The 21,383-nt window shown below is 69.5% G+C and carries 20 protein-coding genes and 1 riboswitch; of the genes, 6 read left to right on the top strand and 14 right to left on the bottom strand.

Going from position 1 to position 21,383, the window contains the following annotated elements; all coding sequences use genetic code 11:
• Positions 1-274 precede the first annotated feature (274 nt).
• The 3 genes from B9S57_RS03050 to B9S57_RS03040 all read right to left on the bottom strand — a co-directional run bounded on the left by B9S57_RS03050 (position 275) and on the right by B9S57_RS03040 (position 3,238).
• The gene (locus tag B9S57_RS03050; protein ID WP_103513981.1) at positions 275-1,300 is read right to left on the bottom strand and encodes a C40 family peptidase; all 1,026 of its coding nucleotides are present in this window, start codon (positions 1,298-1,300) and stop codon (positions 275-277) included.
• A 296-nt stretch (positions 1,301-1,596) separates the two neighbouring features.
• Positions 1,597-2,958: an NYN domain-containing protein gene (locus B9S57_RS03045; RefSeq protein WP_181011211.1), complete on the bottom strand. Its 1,362-nt coding sequence runs from the start codon at positions 2,956-2,958 to the stop codon at positions 1,597-1,599.
• Positions 2,959-2,995: 37 nt separating this feature from the next.
• Complete coding sequence (locus B9S57_RS03040) at positions 2,996-3,238, bottom strand: hypothetical protein (protein ID WP_103513984.1); 243 nt, start codon at positions 3,236-3,238, stop codon at positions 2,996-2,998.
• A 170-nt stretch (positions 3,239-3,408) separates the two neighbouring features.
• Between B9S57_RS03040 and B9S57_RS03035 the strand changes: the two genes are divergently transcribed.
• Positions 3,409-4,161, top strand: coding sequence for a rhomboid family intramembrane serine protease (locus B9S57_RS03035; RefSeq protein ID WP_103513979.1), 753 nt, complete (start codon positions 3,409-3,411; stop codon positions 4,159-4,161).
• Positions 4,158-4,439 carry an Lrp/AsnC family transcriptional regulator gene (locus B9S57_RS03030; RefSeq protein WP_103513978.1) on the top strand — a complete coding sequence of 94 codons (282 nt, stop codon included), beginning with the start codon at positions 4,158-4,160 and terminating at the stop codon, positions 4,437-4,439. The genes B9S57_RS03035 and B9S57_RS03030 overlap by 4 nt, the downstream gene beginning before the upstream one ends.
• Before the next feature lie 81 nt (positions 4,440-4,520).
• Here B9S57_RS03030 and B9S57_RS03025 read toward each other — a convergent pair whose 3' ends face one another.
• From B9S57_RS03025 to B9S57_RS03000, 6 genes are all read right to left on the bottom strand, one after another.
• A complete protein-coding gene (locus tag B9S57_RS03025) occupies positions 4,521-5,897 on the bottom strand; it encodes an aminotransferase class V-fold PLP-dependent enzyme (protein WP_103513977.1) in 1,377 nt (458 codons plus the stop codon).
• A gap of 180 nt (positions 5,898-6,077) precedes the next feature.
• A riboswitch (SAM riboswitch) is annotated at positions 6,078-6,195 on the bottom strand.
• Positions 6,196-6,279: 84 nt separating this feature from the next.
• Positions 6,280-7,344, bottom strand: a complete 1,065-nt coding sequence (gene trpD, locus B9S57_RS03020; RefSeq protein ID WP_103513976.1) for an anthranilate phosphoribosyltransferase — start codon at positions 7,342-7,344, stop codon at positions 6,280-6,282.
• 123 nt (positions 7,345-7,467) lie between these two features.
• A complete protein-coding gene (locus tag B9S57_RS03015; RefSeq protein WP_103513975.1) occupies positions 7,468-9,093 on the bottom strand; it encodes a cytochrome bc complex cytochrome b subunit in 1,626 nt (541 codons plus the stop codon).
• Positions 9,090-10,142, bottom strand: coding sequence for a ubiquinol-cytochrome c reductase iron-sulfur subunit (locus B9S57_RS03010; protein ID WP_103513974.1), 1,053 nt, complete (start codon positions 10,140-10,142; stop codon positions 9,090-9,092). The genes B9S57_RS03015 and B9S57_RS03010 overlap by 4 nt, the downstream gene beginning before the upstream one ends.
• Positions 10,139-10,948 (bottom strand): c-type cytochrome, encoded by an 810-nt coding sequence (locus B9S57_RS03005; protein WP_103513973.1) that lies wholly within the window; start codon positions 10,946-10,948, stop codon positions 10,139-10,141. The genes B9S57_RS03010 and B9S57_RS03005 overlap by 4 nt, the downstream gene beginning before the upstream one ends.
• Positions 10,949-11,003: 55 nt before the next feature.
• Positions 11,004-11,624, bottom strand: a complete 621-nt coding sequence (locus B9S57_RS03000; RefSeq protein ID WP_103513972.1) for a heme-copper oxidase subunit III — start codon at positions 11,622-11,624, stop codon at positions 11,004-11,006.
• A 187-nt stretch (positions 11,625-11,811) separates the two neighbouring features.
• Here B9S57_RS03000 and B9S57_RS02995 point away from each other — a divergent pair, with 187 nt between their 5' ends.
• The gene (locus tag B9S57_RS02995) at positions 11,812-12,213 is read left to right on the top strand and encodes a hypothetical protein (RefSeq protein WP_103513971.1); all 402 of its coding nucleotides are present in this window, start codon (positions 11,812-11,814) and stop codon (positions 12,211-12,213) included.
• A 61-nt stretch (positions 12,214-12,274) separates the two neighbouring features.
• Here the strand turns inward: B9S57_RS02995 and B9S57_RS02990 are convergent, their stop codons facing one another.
• The 4 genes from B9S57_RS02990 to coxB form a co-directional block, all read right to left on the bottom strand.
• A complete protein-coding gene (locus B9S57_RS02990; protein WP_103513970.1) occupies positions 12,275-13,531 on the bottom strand; it encodes an Ig-like domain-containing protein in 1,257 nt (418 codons plus the stop codon).
• Between the two features lie 125 nt (positions 13,532-13,656).
• On the bottom strand, positions 13,657-14,055 hold the full coding sequence (locus B9S57_RS02985) for a cytochrome c oxidase subunit 4 (RefSeq protein ID WP_103513969.1): 399 nt from the start codon (positions 14,053-14,055) through the stop codon (positions 13,657-13,659).
• On the bottom strand, positions 14,052-15,788 hold the full coding sequence (gene ctaD, locus B9S57_RS02980) for a cytochrome c oxidase subunit I (protein WP_103513968.1): 1,737 nt from the start codon (positions 15,786-15,788) through the stop codon (positions 14,052-14,054). Before ctaD ends, B9S57_RS02985 begins: the two co-directional genes overlap by 4 nt.
• On the bottom strand, positions 15,785-16,753 hold the full coding sequence (gene coxB / locus B9S57_RS02975) for a cytochrome c oxidase subunit II (RefSeq protein WP_103513967.1): 969 nt from the start codon (positions 16,751-16,753) through the stop codon (positions 15,785-15,787). The genes ctaD and coxB overlap by 4 nt, the downstream gene beginning before the upstream one ends.
• A gap of 271 nt (positions 16,754-17,024) precedes the next feature.
• Between coxB and B9S57_RS02970 the strand changes: the two genes are divergently transcribed.
• The gene (locus B9S57_RS02970; protein ID WP_103513966.1) at positions 17,025-18,407 is read left to right on the top strand and encodes a cysteine desulfurase/sulfurtransferase TusA family protein; all 1,383 of its coding nucleotides are present in this window, start codon (positions 17,025-17,027) and stop codon (positions 18,405-18,407) included.
• A gap of 30 nt (positions 18,408-18,437) precedes the next feature.
• Here the strand turns inward: B9S57_RS02970 and B9S57_RS02965 are convergent, their stop codons facing one another.
• Complete coding sequence (locus B9S57_RS02965; RefSeq protein ID WP_103513965.1) at positions 18,438-19,412, bottom strand: carbohydrate kinase family protein; 975 nt, start codon at positions 19,410-19,412, stop codon at positions 18,438-18,440.
• Positions 19,413-19,571: 159 nt separating this feature from the next.
• On the opposite strand from B9S57_RS02965, the gene B9S57_RS02960 reads away from it, so the two are divergent.
• Together B9S57_RS02960 and B9S57_RS02955 are read left to right on the top strand one after the other, a co-directional pair.
• Positions 19,572-19,769, top strand: coding sequence for a hypothetical protein (locus tag B9S57_RS02960; protein ID WP_103513964.1), 198 nt, complete (start codon positions 19,572-19,574; stop codon positions 19,767-19,769).
• A 132-nt stretch (positions 19,770-19,901) separates the two neighbouring features.
• Entirely contained in the window at positions 19,902-21,344 is a 1,443-nt protein-coding gene (locus B9S57_RS02955) for a hypothetical protein (protein ID WP_103513963.1), read from the top strand.
• The last annotated feature ends 39 nt before the right edge of the window (positions 21,345-21,383 follow it).

Raw genomic sequence — 21,383 nt, 5'->3', positions numbered from 1 at the left:
CGGGTGGGGCGGCGATGCGACACCACAGGAAGCCGCACTCCCTTCCGCTGTACGCAGACGTGCGCAGCCCCTGCCGCCCGGGGCGGGCGGACCGACGACCGGGAGCTGCGCGGCAGCGCAGACAGTAACCGGACGGCTACAGGTCGGCCAAAGGCCACGCCGGGAGGTGGAGGGGGCCGAACAGGGCCGGATACGACGGCGCCCCGCCGGTGACCTGTGGTCTCCGGCGGGGCGGGGTGTCGTCGAGGGGTGCCGCGATTCGCCCGTTCGGGCGTCAGACGCGCACGCCGAACTGGAACGTGCCCATGTAGTCCATCGACTCGTAGCGGACCACGGCGCCGGGCTTCGGGGCGTGCAGGATCTGGTTGTTGCCCGCGTACAGGCCGACGTGCGAGGTGTTGTTGAAGAAGACCAGGTCGCCGGGCTTGAGGGCGCTGCGGCCGATCCGGACACCGTCGTTGATCTGGGTGTACGTGGTGCGGGTGATCTGGACGCCGGCCTGGGCGTACGCCCACTGGGTCAGACCCGAGCAGTCGAACGAGTTGGGGCCGGTGCCGCCGGAGACGTAGGGCTTGCCCTGCTGCGTGGAGGCGGCCTGGAGGGCGGCGGCGCCCCGTGCGGAGGCGGGGACCTCGTTGCCGAGGTCGACCCGGTCGCCGGCCGCACGGCTGGCGCGCTGCTCCTCCTCTGCCATCTTGGCCCGCTCGGCGGCGGTGAGGGTGTTGAGCAGCTTCTGGGCGTCGGCGAGCTTGCCCTGGTACTTCTTCTTGTTCTCGTTCAACGTCTCGCGGACGTCGGCGAGGTCGGCGAGCTTGGCCTGCGCCTCCTTGCGCTGCTGCGCGAGGGTGCGCTGCTTCGCCTGGATCTTCTGCAGCGACTCGGCCTGCTTGGCCGTCAGCTGGTCGAGCGCGGAGGCCTGGTCGAGGAAGCTGTCCGGGTCCGAGGAGAGCAGCAGCTGGACCGACGGGTCGAGACCGCCGGAGCGGTACTGCGCGGTGGCCAGCGAACCCAGCTCGCCACGCAGGGTGTTGAGCTCGTCCTGGCCGCGGGCGACCTTGTCCTGGAGGGCGTCGGCCTGCTTCTTGAGCTCGTCCTGCTGCTCCTTGGCGCCGTTCGCCTTCTCGGTGGCGACCTCGGCCTCGTGGTAGAGCTTGTCGACCTTCGCCTTGACCTCGCTCTTGGTCGGCTTGGGGTCGGCGTGGGCGGCCTGGGAGGTCAGGGCCACGGCCGCGGCGGCGGTCGCGGTGAGCACGGTCACACGAGTGCGGCTCGGCTGCTTGGGACGACGGTGGGACGCCACGAAGGCGAGCTCCTTCTTCCTCGAGCCGCCTACCGGGCTGTGGGGGACAGTTGCGAATCCCCGGCTCCGTGCACGTCACGGACTCGGCGGTTCCTTCGCTGTCACCCCGGATGGGCAATCAACCGTGCGAAGGTTCGAGGCCTGACCCTAGTGACCATCTTGTGATCAGTTCAAATCCTCACGAGGAAAATCTCGTCACACCAGGCACTTCTTTACTTTCATCACACTGCGTGTAGCGGAGACTTGACGGTACGTTCCACAAAATCCGACAAGTCGCCCATGTCTCACAAGACGCCTCAGACGCGCGAAAGGCGCTTCAGGAGCAAGGCGGACGCGACCGGCCTCGCCCCCGCCTTCGCCACGCCGTCGGCGACCTCGCGGTCGGTGGAGACCACGACGACGGGCCTGCCCGGCGGTTCGGCACGGGCCAGTTGACGGATCAGTTCGTCCGCGGTCACCCCGGCCTTGCTGAAGAGCACCCGGACCCCGCGGGGCGGTGCGAGCAGGACCGGGACGGCCAGCTCGGCACCGTCGAAGACGCAGGTCATCTCGGCGCCGGTCTGTGCCGCGAGGACCGAGAGACCGCCCAGGAGGCGCAACCGCTGCTTCTCGAGCGGCATCTGCGGATAGCCGGTCTTCGTGACGTTGTAGCCGTCGACGATCAGATGCGCCTGCGGCAGGGCGAGCAACTGGTCCAGGAGCGCCGGATCGGTCTCCGAAAGAGCCCTCGCCGCAATGTCCTTCGGCGACATCCGGCCGGGCTCCACCGCCTCGACGCCGTCCGCGGGGCGCATCGACGAGGGGGGCAGGGCCAGTTCGCGGCGGAGCCCCTGGGCCGCGTCGAGCACGGTGTCCAGGAGCAGCCGCAGCCGCATGTCCTCGACCGACCGGCCCTCCCTGGCAGCCCGGCGGCCCGCCTCGACGGAGGCCTCCGCCTCGGCCAGCCGCGCCTTGAGCCGGCGGGACTCGCTCTCGGCGGCGGAGACCTGGGCCGCGGATTCGGCCCGTGCGGCGTCGCTCTCGGCACCGGCCTTGCGCAGAGCGGCCTCCCCGCGCTTCACCTCGCTGAGCGCGCTGCGCAGTTTGCGGTGCAGGGAGTCGGTCTCCTTGCGGGAGGCCTCCAGCTCCGAACGCAGCCGCTCGGTGTCTGCCCTGGTCTGGCCGCGCGCGTGGTCGAGCTCCTCGCGCAGCCGCTCCAGCTCGCGCCTGGCCTCCTCGTCGGCCCGCTCGGCATGCGCCCGCTGGACCTCCTCGCCCGCCGCGGACACGAGCTTGGCCCAGCCGGCGGGCCGCAGCACGTAGGCGGCGGCGGCCACGTCGACCGGGTCGGCGGCCGCGGGCGGCGCACCGGAGGTGAGCGCGTCGGCCAGCTCCGGCTGCGTCTGACCGATGCGCTCACCGATGCGCCGGCGGAAAGCAGGGTCGCTCTCCAGCGCGGCCGCCATCGCGTTCCCCGCGAACTTGGCGCGCCTGCTCGGCGTGAAGCGGGCGTACTGCCTGAGCTGGGAGGGCAGTTCGCCGATGGTCAGGCCGCCGAACGCGTCCGAGACCAGCGCCACCACCTTACGACGTACGCCTTCGGGCAGCGGACGGTCGAGCGACTCCGCGACGCCGTCGGCCGCATCGGCCGGTCCGGCGCCGCCTGTCGGCTGCTCCACCATCCATCACCCCAATATGTCTGTCCGCACGGCCCCGTCAGGTGTCGGCACCGGGCCTGTCGACCAGCTCGATCTGGTCCACGGCGTTGCACCAACGACAGCGCACCGACTCGATGGTCTCACTGACCACCTCGCGCTCCTCGACACTCGACTCCCCGGCCAGGTCGAGATGCACGTACTCCACGACCTTCGAGGAGCGCGTCACATCGAAACGGGTGAGGTTGCCGCAGAGCGTGCACCGCCAGCGGGTCCCGTCCGTCGGCTGGGGAACCGTCGTCATCGTTGCGTCCTCTTTCGTCGTGTCACGGATCTCGTGCGTGGCCAGGTCTTCGATCTCGCGGTGCGCCGTCGAACTGCGGATGCCCTGCCGCAACCCTACGGCCTTGCGCATACCCGCCGGCACGGCGAGGCGGTCTGTCCCGTTCTCGCCGGGTGCGTCATGCTCTGTACGTGATCGATCGGCGGGAAGTCCACTGGCGGGAGCGGGCCCGGGAGCTCGGTGCGGCTGCCGTGGCAGGCGGCGCCCCGGTCACGTACGGGATCATCGCGCTCTGCTGCGCGGTGTTCCTGATCAGCCCGCTCTCCGGCCTCAACCCCGCCTACGGCAGCACGGACGCGCTCCTGGCCGCCCAGGCCGGGTACTTCGAGCGGTGGGGCGTGATCCCCGCCGACCTCCTGGACGGCTCGGCCCACGCGGCACTGACCCCGCTGACCGCCCTGTTCGTGCACGGCAGCTGGCTGCACCTGCTGGGCAACCTGCTCTTCCTGTACGTGTTCGGCGCGATGGCCGAGGAGCGCATGGGCCGCACCGAGTTCGCCTTCTTCTACCTCGCCTGCGGCTACTTCGCCCTGGTGGCCTACGCGGTGGCGCACGCGGACTCCGACCAGACGCTGGTCGGCGCGTCGGGGGCGATCTCTGCGGTGCTCGGCGCGTTCCTCTACCTCTTCCCCCGCGCCCGCGTCACCAGCCTCTTCCCCTTCCTCTTCTTCCTCCCGCTGCGCTTCCCCGCCTGGATCGTGCTCGTGTTCTGGTTCGCCCTGCAGTGGCTGGCGGCGCAGAGCGCGGGCAGCGGCCCGGGCGTGGCGTACCTCGCGCACGTCGCGGGCTTCGCGGCCGGGTTCCTCTACGCCTGGGTGCGCTTCCGGGGTGGGACTAGAGTGAAGTCTCCAGCCACGGCCACCGAGGGAGAAAGCCAGCCGTGATCACCGCGATCGTGCTCATCAAAACCAGCGTGGACCGGATTCCCGAGATCGCCGAGGCCGTCGCGGCGCTGGACAGCGTCAGCGAGGTCTTCTCGGTCACCGGTACGTACGACCTGATCGCCATGGTCCGGGTGGCCCGGCACGACGATCTCGCCGATGTCATCCCGGGGCGGATCAGCAAGATCCAGGGCGTGGAGGCCACGGACACACACGTGGCGTTCCGCACCTACTCGCAGCACGACCTCGAGGCGGCCTTCGCCATCGGCCTCGACGCCTAGGACCCGCTGCGCCTGTGACTCCGGCCGGGGACGGGAAGGCACTGCCTCCCGTCCCCGGCCGGAGCCACGAGCGCGGACCGGTCAGACCTGTGCGGCGCCCCGGTCGGGCACGCAGCGGCCGTCTTCGGTGCGGTAGGTCCAGCGGGCACCCTTGCCCACCAGTTCGCGGACGGCGCCCAGGAAGCGGTCGATGTGCTCGTCCGGCGTGCCGGCGCCGAAGCTCACCCGGATGGCGTTGAGCGACCTCTCCCCCGGCGCCGCCTCCGGCGCACCGCACTCGCCCGGGTCCTGCGGCTCACTGCCCAGCAGGGTCCGCACCAGCGGGTGGGCGCAGAACAGTCCGTCGCGCACCCCGATGCCGTACTCGGCGGAGAGCGCCGCCGCGAAGTGCGAGCTGTTCCACCCCTCGACCACGAAGGAGATGACGCCGACCCTCGGGGCGTCGTCGCCGAACAGCGAGAGCACCTTGACCTCGGGGACGCCGGCCAGCCCCTCGCGGACGCGGGTCACCAACTGCTGCTCCCGGGCGACGAGCCGGTCGAAGCCCGCCTCGGTCAGGGCCTTGCAGGCGGCGGCGATGGAGTAGACGCCGATGACGTTGGGCGATCCGGCCTCGTGCCGGGCAGCGGTGGTGTGCCACTCGACGTCCACTCCACCGTCGGCGCGCCGGGCGACCTTGCGGGAGGCGCCACCGCCCGCGAGGTAGGGATCGGCGTCCACCAGCCAGTCGGCCCGGCCCGCGAGGACGCCCGAGCCGAAGGGCGCGTACAGCTTGTGTCCGGAGAAGGCGGCCCAGTCGACGTCCAGTTCGGCGATGTCCACCGGGTGGTGGGGTGCCAGCTGCGCCGCGTCGAGCACGATTCTCGCGCCGTGGGCGTGGGCGGCGGCGGCCAGTTCCTTCACCGGCCACAGCTCGCCGGTGACGTTGGACGCGCCGGTGACGCAGACCAGCGCGGGGCCGTGGGGGTCACGCCCGGCCAGCGCACGCTCCAGCGTGGCGACCGCCTGGTCCGGGGTGCGGGGAGCGTCGAGGCAGGTCACCCGGGCGTCGCGCCAGGGCAGGAGCGAGGCGTGGTGCTCGGTCTCGAACACGAACACCTGGCAGTCGGCGGGGAGCGCGGCCGCAAGCAGGTTGAGGGAGTCGGTCGTGGAGCGGGTGAAGACCACCTGGTCGTCGGCCCTGCAGCCGAGGAACTCGGCGACGGTCACCCGGCTGGCCTCGAACAGGTCGGTGGAGAGCTGCGAGAGGTAGCCGGCGCCGCGGTGCACGCTGCCGTAGTACGGGGCGTAGGCGGCCACGTCGTCCCACACCCGCTGGAGGGCCGGGGCGCTGGCCGCGTAGTCGAGGGCGGCATAAGTGACATGCCCGCCCGTCACAAGAGGAACGGTGACATTCGAGCCCAGAACCGGCAGAGGCGCACAAACGGACGGGTCGACGGCAGCGGTGGAGACAGACATGGCGAACTCCGTGGGGAGGCAGGCGAAATCCTCGCGCCGGCGATCCAGCAGGACGCGGCAGCGCGGGAACGAAAGGAAAGGGGTGCGCGAAGAAGGGCCGAGAGCCCTATCGCATTCGCTTGCTCACAAGAGTCTCCCTGGGACCAGGACCCCAAGGGGTGGCATCCATCGATGCCGAGGGGCCCGCGCTTGCCGCAGACCTCGCTGCCTGCGGCCTGGTCTTCACCCGGGGCACCCCGCCACGGACGGAGGGTTGCCGGACAGCGGGCCGGGGCCGTAGTCGCTGTCACTCATGACCTGCGCAGCATCTTGCCACACCCGTGACGACGCGCAAGGGCGCAGTCCGCTATCCGGACTGCGCCCTTGCTCACTCCGTGCGCCCTCAGGCGTTGCTGGCCGCCACCCAGCGCTCCAGCACACGCTGGGCGGCACCCGAGTCGATCGACTCGGCGGCCCGTGCGATACCGGCCGCGATCCGCTCGTTCAGCGTGCCCTCGCCGGCGTCCAGGGCCACCAGCGCGGCGGCGGAGTTGAGCAGCACCGCATCGCGTACGGGGCCACTCTCCCCGCCGAGCATCCGACGGGCCACATCCGCGTTGTACGAGGCGTCCGCACCGCGCAGCGCCTCGACGGGGACCAGGTCCAGGCCGACGTCGCGCGGGTCGAAGGCCTCCTCGGTGACGGCGCCGTCGCGGACGGTCCAGACCCGCGAGGTCGCGGTGGTGGTCAGCTCGTCCAGACCGTCGTCGCCCCGGAAGACCAGCGCCGAATTGCCCCGGCCCGCCAGCACGCCCGCGACGATGGGCGCCATCTTCGCGTCGGCGACACCGACGGCCTGGGAGCGCACCCGCGCCGGGTTGGTGAGCGGGCCCAGGATGTTGAAGGTGGTCTGCGTGCCGAGCTCCTTGCGGGCCCGCGCGGCGTACCGCAGGGCCGGGTGGAACTTCACGGCGAAACAGAAGGTGATGCCCGCTTCCTCGGCGACGGCGACGACCCGCTGCGGGGGCAGGTCGAGGTTGACACCGAGCTTCTCCAGGACGTCGGAGGCCCCGCTGGCCGAGGAGGAGGCGCGGTTGCCGTGCTTGACGACCTTGGCGCCCGCCCCCGCCACGACGATCGCGGACATGGTGGAGATGTTGACCGTCTTGGCCATGTCGCCGCCGGTCCCCACGATGTCCACCGTGCGGCCGGGCACGTGGATGGTGTGGGCGTGCTCGTACATGGCGCGGACCAGTCCGGTGACCTCGTCGACCGTCTCGCCCTTGGCGCGCAGCGCGATCGCGAAACCGGCGATCTGCACGTCCGAGGCCTCGCCGCTCATGATGCGGTCCATGGCCCAGGCCGTGTCGTCCGCGCTCAGGTCCTCGCCGCGCAGGAGGGGGGTCAGCACGCCGGGCCAGGTAGGGGCCGCCACGCTGTCGCCGCCGTCCGGGGTCACAACGTTCATGGTCCGCTCCTGGGTCCACAGCCGGTACAGAAGGATGCCTCCACCCTATCCAGCCCCAGGGACAGCGAAGAGCCCCGTCCATCGGATGGACGGGGCTCCTGCTGTGGCGTTCAGCTGAGGTGATCAGTGGTGGCCGTGGCCGCTGGTGATCTCCTTGTACTCCTCGGCGGTGGGCTTGGCGATCTGGTTGTCCTCGCCGTAGTAGCTCTTGCTGAGCCTGGCCCGCAGCTTCTGGAGCGCCGACGGCTTGCGCTCGACACCGTTCTCGTCGACCGTCGGGCCGATCTCGACCGGCTTGTACTGCTCGTGCGCCGTGAGGGTGTGGAGCTGCCCCGGGCCGAGCGGCTCGTGGATCTCCACGAACTCACCGTGCGGCAGGCGCTTGATGGTGCCGGACTCGCGCCCGTGCAGCACCTTCTCCTTGTCGCGGCGCTGGAGGCCGAGGCAGATCCGCCGGGTGACGACGAACGCCAGGACCGGGCCGACGAAGAAGGCGATCCGTACGAACCAGCTGATCGCGTTGAGCGACAGGTCGAAGTGGGTCGCCCAGATGTCGTTGCCGCCGCCGATCAGCATGACGAAGTAGATCGTCACCCAGGCGACACCCAGACCTGTGCGGGTCGGAGCGTTGCGCGGACGGTCCAGGATGTGGTGCTCGCGCTTGTCCCCGGTGATCCACGACTCGATGAACGGGTACATCGCCAGCGCGCCGAGGATCACACCGAACAGGACCAGGGGGATCAGTACGCCCAGGACCAGGGTGTGGCCCCAGAGGTTGATCTCCCAGCCGGGCATGACACGGACGAAGCCTTCGGCGAAGCCCATGTACCAGTCCGGCTGGGCGCCCGTGGACACCTGGTCGGGACGGTAGGGGCCGAGCGCCCAGATCGGGTTGATCGTGGCGATCGCCGCGATGATCGCGATGAAGCCGAAGACCAGGAAGAAGAAGCCCCCGGCCTTGGCCATGTACACCGGCAGCAGCGGCATGCCGACGACGTTCTTGTTCGTGCGTCCCGGACCCGCGAACTGCGTGTGCTTGTGGAAGAAGACCAGGATGAGGTGGCCGACCACGAGCCCGAGCATGATGCCCGGCAGCAGCAGGATGTGGATCGAGTAGAACCTGGCGATGATGTCGCCGCCGGGGAACTCCCCGCCGAACAGGAACATCGAGATGTACGTGCCCACGATCGGCATCGACAGGATGGCGCCCTGCGTGAAGCGCACACCCGTACCGGAGAGCAGGTCGTCCGGGAGCGAGTAACCGGTGAACCCGGTGAACATGCCGAGGACGAAGAGCAGGAAGCCGAACAGCCAGTTGATCTCACGCGGCTTGCGGTACGCGCCGGTGAAGAACACCCGGAACATGTGCACGAACATGCCGGCGAGGAAGATCACCGCGGCCCAGTGGTGGATCTGCCGGACGAGCAGACCACCGCGGATGTCGAAGCTGATGTCCAGCGTCGAGGCGTAGGCCTCGGACATCCGGATGCCCTGCATCGGCTCGTACGAGCCGTGGTACACGACCTCGTTCATGCTCGGGTGGAAGAACAGCGTCAGGTACACACCCGTGAGGATGATGATGATGAAGCTGTAGAGGCAGATCTCACCGAGCATGAAGGACCAGTGGTCCGGGAAGATCTTGCGCATGTTGGCCTTGGCCAGGCCGTAGATGCCGAGCCGGCCGTCCGCCCAGTCGGCCACCCGCTCACCGGCGGGCGCCTTGCGCTGTGATTCCGTCGCAGTACTCATCCGCGCTCCCAGAAGGCAGGACCGACGGGCTCTTCGAAGTCACCGAGCGCCTCGAGGTTGCCCTCGCTGTTCACACCGATCCGCAGCTGCGGAAGGGCGTGACCGGCCGGACCGAAGATGACGCGGGCGCCGTCGGAGAGGTCGAAGGTGGACTGGTGGCACGGGCAGAGCACGTGATGCGTCTGCTGCTCGTACAGGCTGATCGGGCAGCCGACGTGGGTGCAGATCTTGGAGAAGGCCACGATTCCCTCGTGGGCCCACTCGCGCTCGCGCTTGTCCTTGATGTTGTCCGGCTCGATGCGGATGATCATCAGGGCGGCCTTGGCGATCTGCGTCTGGAAGTCGTGCGCGTCCTCCTCCAGGCCCTCGGGCATGGCGAAGGTCAGCGAACCGACGACGACGTCCTCGGGACGCAGCGGCTCCATGGTGTTCATGTTGACGAGCTGCTTGCCCTTGGCCCACAGGGTCGAGCGAAGCTTCTTCTCCGGCAGCGGACCGAGGTCGCGCAGCAGCATCACACCGGAGAGCGGCACCAGGGCCAGCGCGCCGAACATGGTGTTGCGGATCAGCTTGCGCCGGCCGAGCGCGGACTCGTCGGCGCCGGCCGCGAAGTCGGCCATGACCTTGGCCTTGACCTCGGGCGTCGCCTCGATGGCGTGCCGGTCGTCGGCGACCTCCACGTCGGACATCAGGGTGCGCGCCCAGTGGACGGCGCCCGCGCCGATGAGGAACAGCGCCAGACCCAGGGTCAGCCCGAGGGAGAAGTTGAGCGCGCTCACGTGGCCGAACGGCCAGATGAAGACGATCTTGTCCACCGGGAAGATGACGTACGAGGCGATGAAGCCGATCGTCGCCAGCATCGACAGGGTGAACATCAGCGCCACGGCTCGCTCGGAGCGGTTGGCTGCGCGTTCGTCGATGTCCTGGATGCGCGGCCTGTGGGCCGGCAGCCCCGGGTCGGCGAACGGGTCGTGCGCGACCTCCGCCGCGCCGTGCGCGGCGTCCTGCTCTACCGGCAGGTTCTCGTCTGGAATCTGTTGGCTACTCATGACTTCTTGGCCTTAGCGGTGTGGGCCGCGACCCATACGGCGATGGCGACCAGGCCGCCCAGGCCGAAGATCCAGCCGAAGAGACCCTCACTGACGGGGCCGAGGCCACCGAGCGAGAGGCCACCGGGGGTCTCGGACTCGTTACCGTTGACGGTCTTGATGTACGCGATGATGTCTTTCTTCTCCTGCTCCGGCATGGTGGTGTCCGGGAAGGAGGGCATGCTCTGCGGGCCGGTCTGCATGGCCTCGTAGATGTGCTTCGGGCTCACGCCTTCGAGACTCGGGGCGTACTTGCCCTTCGTCAGCGCGCCGCCCTCGCCGGTGAAGTTGTGGCACTGCGCGCAGTTCGTGCGGAACAGGTCGCCGCCCTTGGCCACGTCGGCGCCCGAGGGGTCGACCTGGCTCGTGGTGGGCGTGATCGGACCGGCGCCCAGCGACGAGACGTACGCCGCGAGCTGGTCGATCTCGGCCTGGTTGTAGATGACCTTCTTCTTCGGGATCTGGGCGCCCGGCTGCTGAGCCGGCATGCGTCCGGTACCGACCTGGAAGTCGACGGCGGCGGAGCCGACGCCCACGAGGGACGGCCCGTCGGAGGTGCCCTGACCGCCGGATCCGTGGCAGCTTGCACAGCCCACGGAGTAGAGCTTCTTGCCCTCGTCGATGGCGAGGGACTGGGCGGTTTCGTCGGCCTGCGCCTTACCCGCAGGCGCGAACGCGGCGTACAGCCCCCCGGTAGCCGCCAGCGCGAGGAGTAGTACGACGACCGCCGCCAGCGGATGGCGTCGTCGTGCGGAGAGCTTTTTCACGGATTACCCCGGTGTCAGGATCTTCTGCGTCGATGATGGGCGGGTGTGAGCCCGGCTACTTGATCATGTAGATCGTGGCGAACAGGCCGATCCAGACGACATCGACGAAGTGCCAGTAGTAGGACACGACGATGGCGGCGGTGGCCTGTTCGTGGGTGAATCTCGAGGCCGCGTATGTCCTGCCCAGGACGAGCAGGAAGGCGATGAGACCGCCTGTCACATGCAGACCGTGGAAGCCGGTCGTGAGGTAGAACACCGAACCGTACGGGTCGGAGGACAGGGAGAGCCCCGCCTCCTTGACCAGCTCGGTGTACTCGAGGACCTGGCCTCCGATGAAGATCGCACCCATCACGAACGTGATGATGAACCAGGTGCGGAGCTTCTTCACATCGCCCCGCTCCGCGGCGAAAACGCCGAGCTGGCAGGTGAGAGAGGAAAGCACCAGGATCGTGGTGTTCGTCGCCGAGAACGGGAAGTTCAGATGATGAGCCATCTCCTTCCAGTGTTCGGGTCCCATCACCGATCGCAGGGTGAAGTACATCGCGAAGAGGGCCGCGAAGAACATCAGCTCGGAACTCAACCAGATGATGGTTCCGACGCTGGTGAGGTTCGGTCGATTGACCGACGGGTGCGCGTGCCCGGTTTCTACTGTCGTTGCTGTCGCCACGACCGACATTATGTCGGTCGCTTATCCCGCCCTCACTCCGGGGGGTGCCGTTCGGTGTGTCAGCGCTGTGTGTCCTCACCGAACGGCCCATCGAATCGCTGTCCTTACCGGTACTGACAGGCAGTCCGCCGGAGTACGATCCGCCCATCGGTTCATGCCCGGAGAGCCCCGAAGACACAGACGTCACGGAGGAACAATGCAGCCGACCGCCACGGTCCTGGTCTACAGCGACGACGCCAACACCCGCGAGCAGGTGAGGCTGGCAGCCGGGCGCAGGCCTGCGGCGGACGTACCACCGGTGGAGTTCCTGGAGTGCGCCACCCTGCCCGCGGTGCTGAGCGCACTGGACCGGGGCGGTGTCGACGTCTGCGTGCTGGACGGCGAGACGGCCCCCGCGGGCGGCATGGGCGTCTGCCGGCAGATCAAGGACGAGATCTTCGACTGCCCGCCCGTCCTGCTGCTGATCGGACGCCCGCAGGACGCCTGGCTGGCCACGTGGAGCCGTGCGGACGCCGCTGTGACGCATCCCGTCGACCCGGTCGACTTCTCGGACGCCCTGGCGTCCCTGCTGCGCCACAGGCTGTCCGTGGAGGCCTGAGACGGAGGGGCCCCGATCCCCTCCGCGGTGTCCTTCCGGGGCGCGGCGCACTCCCTGCGGGTCAGACCTGGGGGCGCAGCCGCGCCGTCTGGACGTCGCCGCCGGTCTCGGGCGTGCCGCCGCCGTTCAGGGCGCTGCCCTTCAGCCACGCGTCCCAGGCCAGGTTCCAGTCGCCGAAGCCGTTGTCGAACGGCGTCATCGTCTCGCCGTCGCTTCCGACGACCTTGACGATGTCGCCCTCACGCACGGTCTCGAAGAACCACTGGGCGTCGGCGGTGCTCATGCCCGTGCAGCCGTGGCTGACGTTGGCGTTGCCCTGCGAACCGGTCGACCAGGGCGCCGCGTGGACGTACTCGCCGCTCCAGGTGACCCGTGTCGCCCAGTAGACCGGCAGGTCGTAGGACTCGGAGGAGCCGGCGGCGATGCCGATGCTCTCACCGCGCATGCGTACGAACTGCTCCTTGGCCAGCACCACCTTGACGCCGTTGCGGGTGTCGAAGCCGGGCTTGCCCGTGGTGACGGGAAGGGTGTTGATCACTTCACCGTTGCGCAGGACGGTCATGGAGTGGTCGGAGGCATCGGTGATCGCTTCTATGCGGTCACCGGTGGTGAGCTTCAGGGGTTTCGTGACGGCGCCGTAGAGGGCGTTGGTGACCTTGATGCCCTTGAGGTTGCTGCGGACGTCGATGCTGGCGTCCGCGGGCCAGTACTCCTTGGGCCGGTAGTGCAGGGTCTTGGCGTCGACCCAGTGCCAGGAGCCCGTGACGGCGGGGGTGGACCGGACCTGCAGCCCGCGCTCCACGGTGGCCCTGGCCGCCCGGCCGGTGACCGGAGCGCTGAGTTCCGCTGTGAGGGGCTGTCCGACGCCGTAGGTGCCCGCCTGCGGGCCGAAGGTGACCTTCAGGAACTTCTCGGCCGAGGTCGTGCCGAAGGCGTACGTACGGCTGCCAGGGGCGCCGTCCCCGTTCTCGGTGGTGACCTTGACGGTGTATCGGGTGCCGGCCGCGAGCGAGGTGGTGGAGTGCCACCGCTTGCCGTCGGCGTCGAGCTCGCCCGCCAGGTGGCGGCCCTCGGTGTCGACGGCCGTCACGTCGGTGATCTTCGCGTCGTCGTCCTTGACGGTGACTTCCAGGGGCTTCTCGGGGTCGGCCTTCTCGTTCTTGGCCGGGCCGTTGAAGGAGATCAGGTCGGCTGCGTCGTGAGGCCTGAGCGACAGCGGATCGCCGTCGGGCTCGCCACAGGCGGTCGCACCCGCGGCCAGGGTCACGACCAGCAGGGTGCAGCTCACTACGGTGCGGATGCGCGGCGTGTGGTTCATGAACCCACGCTAAGAAGATTCATCCGATCCAGCGCGTTCAATGACTGCAAACGGGGGCCCGGCCCGCTCATCACTGAGCGTTCCGGGCCCCCGTACGGGTGCTGCACGTGCTGTGCGGGCGTGTCCTACTGGGTGCGGTTCTCGCCCCGGTAGTACTCGAAGACCCAGCCGAAGAGGCCGATCAGGAGCAGCGGTGCCGAGAAGTAGGCCAGCCACCAGCCGAAGACGACCGACATGAAGAGGAAGGCGCCACCGATGGCCAGCGAGAGCGGCTGCCAGCTGTGCGGGGAGAAGAAGCCCACCTCACCGGCTTCGTCCGCGACGTCGGCCTCCTTGTTGTCCTGGGCCATCGCGTCGACCCTGTTGGCCGTGAAGGCCAGGTAGAAGCCGATCATGATGGTCAGACCGAAGGCCAGGACCAGCGCGGTGGTGCCGACCGGCTCCTTGGACCAGACGCCGTACGTGACGGCCATGGCCAGCATGAAGACGCTCAGCCAGAGGAAGAGCTTGCCCTGGATCTTCACTTGCCGTCCTCCTTGCCGCCCACGAGGACCTTCTCACCCTCGGACAGGTGATCCAGCTGCTCGAGCGCCGCGATCTCCGGGTGGTGCAGGTCGAACGCCGGGGATTCGGAACGAATCCGCGGCAGGCTGAGGAAGTTGTGACGCGGGGGCGGGCAGGACGTCGCCCATTCGAGTGAACGGCCGTAGCCCCAGGGGTCGTCGACCTCGATCTTCTTGCCGTACTTGGCGGTCTTCCAGACGTTGTACAGGAACGGAAGCATCGACAGTCCGAGCACGAACGAGGAGATCGTCGAGATCGTGTTGAGAGCGGTGAACCCGTCGGCGGCGAGGTAGTCCGCGTAACGACGGGGCATGCCCTCCGCGCCGAGCCAGTGCTGCACGAGGAAGGTGCCGTGGAAGCCGATGAACAGCGTCCAGAAGGTCATCTTCCCGAGCCGCTCGTCCAGCATCTTGCCGGTGAACTTCGGCCACCAGAAGTGGAATCCGGCGAACATCGCGAAGACCACGGTCCCGAAGACGACGTAGTGGAAGTGCGCGACGACGAAGTACGAGTCGGAGACGTGGAAGTCCAGCGGCGGCGAGGCCAGGATCACGCCGGTCAGACCACCGAAGGCGAAGGTGATCAGGAAGCCGACGGACCAGAGCATCGGCGTCTCGAAGGACAGCGACCCCTTCCACATCGTGCCGATCCAGTTGAAGAACTTCACACCGGTGGGCACCGCGATGAGGAAGGTCATGAAGGAGAAGAACGGCAGCAGCACACCGCCGGTGACGTACATGTGGTGCGCCCATACCGTCACCGAAAGGCCCGCGATGGAAATCGTCGCGGCGATGAGGCCGATGTAGCCGAACATCGGCTTGCGGCTGAACACCGGAATGATCTCGGAAATGATTCCGAAGAACGGTAGCGCGATGATGTACACCTCTGGATGGCCGAAGAACCAGAAGAGGTGCTGCCAGAGCAATGCGCCGCCATTGGCCGCATCGAATACATGTGCACCGAATTGGCGGTCGGCCTCGAGTGCGAAGAGCGCGGCGGCCAGCACCGGGAAGGCGAGCAGGACCAGGACACCGGTCAGCAGGACGTTCCAGGTGAAGATCGGCATGCGGAACATCGTCATGCCGGGGGCGCGCATGCAGATGATCGTGGTGATGAAGTTGACCGACCCGAGGATCGTGCCGAAGCCGGAGAAGGCCAGACCCATGATCCACATGTCGGCGCCGACGCCCGGCGAGCGGACCGCGTCCGACAGCGGGGAGTAGGCGAACCAGCCGAAGTCGGCCGCACCCTGCGGGGTGAGGAAGCCGGCCACCGCGATGATCGAGCCGAAGAGGTACAGCCAGTACGCGAACATGTTCAGCCGCGGGAACGCCACGTCGGGCGCGCCGATCTGCAGCGGCATGATCCAGTTGGCGAACCCCGCGAACAGCGGCGTCGCGAACATCAGCAGCATGATCGTGCCGTGCATCGTGAACGCCTGGTTGAACTGTTCGTTCGACATTATCTGCGTGCCCGGACGGGCCAGCTCGGCGCGCATGAAGAGCGCCAGGAGGCCACCGATGCAGAAGAACGCGAACGATGTGACCAGGTACATCGTGCCGATCGTCTTGTGGTCAGTGGTGGTCAGCCACTTGACGACGACAGTTCCCGGCTGCTTGCGCCGCACCGGCAGCTCGTCCTCGAACGAGTCGTCTGCTGCCGCGGCACCCTGGGATTCGTTGAGGATGCTCACAGTTTGTTCGTCTCCGCATTCCTGGCCGGGTCCGTCTGCTCGATGCCTGCCGGCACGTAGCCCGTCTGACCCTTCTCCGCCAGCTCCTTGAGGTGCTGCTGGTAACGCTCGGGAGAGACGATCTTGACGTTGAAGAGCATCCGGGAGTGGTCGACGCCGCAGAGCTCGGCGCACTTACCCATGTAGGTGCCCTCCTTCTTCGGCGTGACCTCGAAGGAGTTGGTGTGGCCCGGAATGACGTCCTGCTTCATGAGGAACGGCACCACCCAGAAGGAGTGGATGACGTCGCGCGAAGTCAGTACGAAGCGGACCTTCTCGCCCTTCGGCAGCCACAGGGTCGGACCCGGGTTGCCGTTCTGCGGGTTGCGCGTCCCGGGGATGCCCACGTCGTAGACGCCGCCGGCGCCCTTGGGGAAGTCCTCGCGGAACTTGTCGGGGATGGCGTCGAGCTCCTTGGGGACCTCGTTGCCGGCGGAGGGCTGGCCCTCCACCTTCTCGATGTAGTTGAAGCCCCAGCTCCACTGGTAGCCGACCACGTTGATGGTGTGGGCGGGCTTCGGGCTGAGCTCGAGGAGCTTCGATTCATCGCGCGCGGTGAAGTAGAAGAACACCGAGACGATGATGAGGGGGACCACTGTGTACAAAGCCTCGATGGGCATGTTGTACCTGGTCTGCTGAGGTACCTCCACCTTGGTCCTGCTTCGCCGGTGGAAGATGACGCTCCAGATGATCAGCCCCCAGACAAGGACGCCCGTGGCGAGCGCTGCCGCCCACGAGCCCTGCCAGAGGGAGAGGATCCGAGGGGCCTCTTCCGTTACCGGTGTGGGCATGCCGAGGCGAGGGAAATCCTCCCAGTTGTACGAACAACCGGAGGCCGTCGCCAGGACCAGGGCCGCAGTCAGCACCTGCGGCAGCTTCCGCCGCATCGGGCGCCGCGACGAGCGGTCGGAGCCGTTGGGACTCACGTAGCGCCTTCCCGAGAGTCTCGCCCGCACGGTCGGCGCGGCCGTCTCACTTGGTCGGTCGCCGGCCCTGACGCGGGCAGGGGTTTGGATGTTTATGCGGACCAAACCCTACTGGACGCTATTTGGGGTCGCGCGGGGAGGGTGCCCAACGCGCCGCACGACACCCCGAAGGGATGGAATGCGAGCTTCCGGCCGTCATCTGACGCCCCCTCTCCCCGCGGTGACGGCGACCGGCCGGCCGGTCGCGCACCCCGCGGGCTAGCGTGACGGTGTGCCCTACTTCGATGCGGCTTCCTCCGCCCCCCTGCACCCCGTCGCCCGCCAGGCGCTGCTTGCCTCCCTGGACGAGGGCTGGGCCGACCCCGCCCGCCTCTACCGCGAAGGGCGGAGGGCCGCGCTGCTGCTCGACGCGGCCAGGGAGACCGCTGCGGAGGCGGTCGGCTGCCGGCCGGACGAGCTCGTCTTCACCCCGTCCGGCACACGGGCGGTGCACGCTGCGGTGGCCGGAGCCCTTTCCGGGCGTCGGCGTGTCGGCCGCCATCTGGCTCTCTCCGCCGTGGAGCACTCCTCGGTGCTCCACGCGGCCGCCGCCCTCGAGGCGGAGGGCGGGTCCTTCACCGAGGTGCCGGTGGACCGGAGGGGCGCGGTGGACCCGTCGGCGTACGGCCGGGCCCTTCGCCCGGACACCGCGCTGGCCTGCCTGCAGTCCGCCAACCACGAGGTGGGGACCGTGCAGCCGGTGGCGGAGACCGCCGAGATCTGTGCCGAGGCCGGGGTGCCACTGCTGGTGGACGCCGCGCAGTCGCTCGGCTGGGGGCCGGTCCCCGGCCGCTGGTCGCTGCTGGCCGCGAGCGCCCACAAGTGGGGCGGGCCCGCCGGGGTCGGCCTCCTCGCCGTCCGCAAGGGGGTCCGGTTCGCCCCCCGAGGTCCGGCCGACGAGCGGGAGTCGGGCCGGGCCGCCGGCTTCGAGAACATCCCGGCGATCGTGGCCGCCGCCGCCTCGCTGCGCGCGGTGCGTGCGGAGGCCGAGGCGGAGGCCGCGCGGCTGCGCGCCCTGGTGGACCGCATCCGGGCCGCGGTGGGGACGCTGGTGCCGGATGTGGAGGTGGTCGGTGATCCGGTACGGCGGCTTCCGCACCTGGTGACCTTCTCCTGTCTCTATGTCGACGGAGAGACCCTGCTCCATGAGCTGGACCGGGCCGGTTTCTCCGTGTCGTCCGGCTCGTCCTGCACGAGCAGCACCCTGACGCCCAGCCATGTGCTCAAGGCGATGGGAGTGCTCACGGAGGGGAACGTGCGCCTGTCGCTCCCCGCCGGGACGACGCGGGAGGAGGTCGACGGCTTCCTCGGTGTGCTGCCGGGCCTGGTGGCCGGGGTGCGGGAGAGGCTCGGCGCGCCCGTTCCGGCGGCGCCCTCCCCCGCGGCGCGGGCGTCGCTCGTCGTCGACACGCTCGGCAGGCGCTGTCCGATCCCGGTCATCGAACTCGCAAAGGTGATCGAAGGGGTACCCGTGGGCTCCACGGTGACCGTGCTCTCCGACGACGAGGCCGCCCGGCTCGACATTCCGGCCTGGTGCGCGATGCGCGAACAGGAGTACGTGGGCGAGGGGCCGGCGGACCTCGGCTCGGCCTATGTGGTCCGCCGGCTCGTGTGAGCCCGTACCCGTCGCGGCTGCCTCCCTCTCCTAGGAGAGGTGCTTCCTGACCTCGGAGGCCGCCTCGTCCCCGTACGCCTTGGTGAAGCGGTCCATGAAGGAGCTGCGGCGCAGGGTGTACTCCTGGGTGCCGATCGTCTCGATGACCAGGGTGGCGAGCATGCAGCCGACCTGGGCGGCGCGCTCCAGGCTCACTCCCCAGGCGAGGCCGGAGAGGAAACCGGCCCGGAAGGCGTCGCCGACGCCGGTCGGGTCGGCCCTGCGCTCCTCCTCCGCGCAGCCGACCTCGATCGGGTCGTGGCCGGTCCGCTCGATGCGGACGCCCCGGGCGCCGAGGGTGGTGACACGGTGGCCGACCTTGGACAGGATCTCCTCGTCGCTCCAGCCGGTCTTGGACTCGATGAGCCCCTTCTCGTACTCGTTGGAGAAGAGGTACGTCGCGCCGTCGAGGAGGATCCGGATCTCCTCGCCGTCCATCCTGGCGATCTGCTGGGAGAAGTCCGCGGCGAACGGGATGCCACGGGAGCGGCACTCCTCCGTGTGGCGGAGCATCGCCTCGGGGTCGTCGGCACCGATCGAGACGAGGTCGAGCCCGCCGACGCGGTCGGCGACGCTCTTGAGCTCGATCAGCCGGGCCTCGCTCATGGCCCCCGTGTAGAAGGAGCCGATCTGGTTGTGGTCGGCGTCCGTCGTGCAGACGAAGCGCGCCGTGTGCAGGACCTCGGAGACCCGGACCGATCCGGTGTCGACGCCGTGCCGGTCGAGCCAGGCACGGTAGTCGTCGAAATCGGGCCCGACGGCACCGACGAGGATCGGCTGTGTGCCGAGCACGCCCATGCCGAACGCGATGTTGGCGCCGACCCCTCCCCGGCGCACGTCGAGGTTGTCGACCAGGAACGAGAGCGAGACCGTGTGCAGCTGATCCGCGACCAGCTGGTCGGCGAATCGGCCGGGGAAGGTCATGAGGTGGTCTGTGGCGATGGAGCCGGTGACTGCGATGCGCACGGGGAGGCTGCTCCTGCGGAAGGCGAAGGGAGCGCGTGAGCGCCCCTCCGGGACGGCATGACAGTTCACGCTACCCGGTGACGCCACCGCGCCCGAATGGGCAAAACTACCCGATAGTAGGGCTTTCTACCTGAGTGCCCCTGTGCCTACGGTGCGGATATGTCGAACACCATCGTGCCCCGCGAGTCCGAGATGAGCCTGGCCGAGCTGCGCGGCGACTGCGCGCGCATGGCGCCGCACTGGGTCGTACCCGAGAAGGCCGCCGTGAAGCCGGTCGAGCCCGCCCGCATCCACGGGGTCACGGTGCCGCCGTCCTCGGCCCGCCTGATCGACTCCATGTCCGACTACGGGGACTGACCGGCCGGACCGGACGGCTCCCGCGCACCGCGCGGGGGGAACCGCACGCCCCTCTGCTCCGTCACACCGTCGTCCCCACTCGGGGGGCTGGCGACAGGCCAGTGGCGGCTATGCAGGCGAAGGAGCGATCCGGTGAGCACCGAGCGACCCGAAAGCGACGTGACCGGCACCCGGCGGCGGCGGCCGCCCCTCGTCGTGGCCTCGGTGGCGGCAGCGGTGCTGCTGGCCGGTGGCGGCGGCGCGTACTGGGCCTCGCACACCCCGGGCGGGGCGGACCCCGGCCTCCGCCCCGACCCCGGGAGCGCCTCGCTTCCTCTGCTCTCCCTCGACGCGCCGGCGGACAGCGGCCCTACGGCGCCCCCGCCGGGCATCGCGCCGGGTGAACCGGACCCCTACGGCGGCGGAACGGTCTACCGCGCCTCGGGAGAGCTTCCCGACGGCCCGGACGAGGCCGCCGTGCACCGTGCGACGGGCACGGTGACCGCGGCCCAGGTGGCACGGCTCGCGAAGGCCCTCGGGGTGCAGGGCAGCCCGCGCGCGGACGGCACGGCCTGGAAGGTGGGCAGCGAGGGCGACGGGTCCGGACCGTACCTGCGCGTGAACAAGCAGGCGCCGGGCACCTGGACGTTCGCCCGGTTCGCATCCGGCGGCACGGACGCCTGCGAGTCGCCCACGGTCTGCGCGAAGGACACGCCGCCGGGCACGGGGTCGCCGGTGAGCGAGAAGGCGGCGAAGGCCGCGGCCGCCCCCGTCCTGAAGGCCGCCGGGCAGGACGGCGCTGCGCTCGACGCGGAACAGCTGATGGGCTCCGTACGCGTGGTGAACGCGGACCCCGTCGTGGACGGGCTCCCGACGTACGGCTGGTCGACCGGGATCCAGGTCGGTGCCGGGGGCGAGATCGTCGGCGGCAGCGGGCACCTGAAGGGCCTGGAGAAGGGCGACAGCTATCCGGTGACCGGCGCCGACGAGGCGCTGAAGCAGCTGAACGCGGAGAGCCGGCAGGTCCCCAAGGGCGGTGTAGGCGGCTGCGCGACCTCCGTGCCGCTGGAGGACGACCTCGCACCGGAGCCCGACTGCGGTGCGTCGGGCGGGACTCCGCCGGCCACCACCGCGACGGTCGAGAAGGCCGAGTTCGGACTCGCGGCACGGTACGCGGACGGTGAGCAGGTCCTCGTACCGTCCTGGCTCTTCTCCGTGCGGCCCGGAGGGGGCGGCCCCGGGAGCACGGTCGCCCAGGTCGCGGTGGACCCGGAGTACCTGACGCGCGGGAGCACCCCGCCCTCGCCGGCGCCCACGGAGGACCCGGACGGCCCGGGGACGGGGATCACCTCGTACGCCGCGGACGGACGGACGCTGGAGGTGACCTTCTGGGGCGGCGTCTGCAGCACCTACACGGCCCGCGCCACGGAGGACGGCACGACGGTACGGGTCACGGTGTCCGAGTCGAAGCCGGACCCCGGGAAGGCCTGCATCATGATCGCCAAGGAGCTGACCCGCACGGTGACGCTCGATGCCCCGCTGGACGGCCGGAAGGTGGTCGACGCGGGGTCGGGCGAGGCCGTGCCGCGCGCCTGACGGGCCGCGCACATGACGGCGGCGGCGCTCCCGATGACC

This window comes from Streptomyces sp. SM10 (assembly GCF_002910915.1).
Taxonomy (GTDB): Bacteria; Actinomycetota; Actinomycetes; order Streptomycetales; family Streptomycetaceae; genus Streptomyces.
The sequence above is the reverse complement of the archived record's forward strand: the minus strand, read 5'-3'. Positions and strand labels throughout refer to the sequence as shown.

Excerpts from the sequence above, each read along its gene's own strand:
- B9S57_RS03040 (WP_103513984.1), bottom strand. The coding sequence starts at position 3,238 with ATGACGACGGTTCCCCAGCCGACGGACGGGACCCGCTGGCGGTGCACG.
- B9S57_RS03025 (WP_103513977.1), bottom strand. The coding sequence starts at position 5,897 with ATGTCTGTCTCCACCGCTGCCGTCGACCCGTCCGTTTGTGCGCCTCTG.
- trpD (WP_103513976.1), bottom strand. The coding sequence starts at position 7,344 with ATGAACGTTGTGACCCCGGACGGCGGCGACAGCGTGGCGGCCCCTACC.
- B9S57_RS03015 (WP_103513975.1), bottom strand. The coding sequence starts at position 9,093 with ATGAGTACTGCGACGGAATCACAGCGCAAGGCGCCCGCCGGTGAGCGG.
- B9S57_RS03010 (WP_103513974.1), bottom strand. The coding sequence starts at position 10,142 with ATGAGTAGCCAACAGATTCCAGACGAGAACCTGCCGGTAGAGCAGGAC.
- B9S57_RS03000 (WP_103513972.1), bottom strand. The coding sequence starts at position 11,624 with ATGTCGGTCGTGGCGACAGCAACGACAGTAGAAACCGGGCACGCGCAC.
- B9S57_RS02995 (WP_103513971.1), top strand. The coding sequence starts at position 11,812 with ATGCAGCCGACCGCCACGGTCCTGGTCTACAGCGACGACGCCAACACC.
- B9S57_RS02990 (WP_103513970.1), bottom strand. The coding sequence starts at position 13,531 with ATGAACCACACGCCGCGCATCCGCACCGTAGTGAGCTGCACCCTGCTG.
- B9S57_RS02960 (WP_103513964.1), top strand. The coding sequence starts at position 19,572 with ATGTCGAACACCATCGTGCCCCGCGAGTCCGAGATGAGCCTGGCCGAG.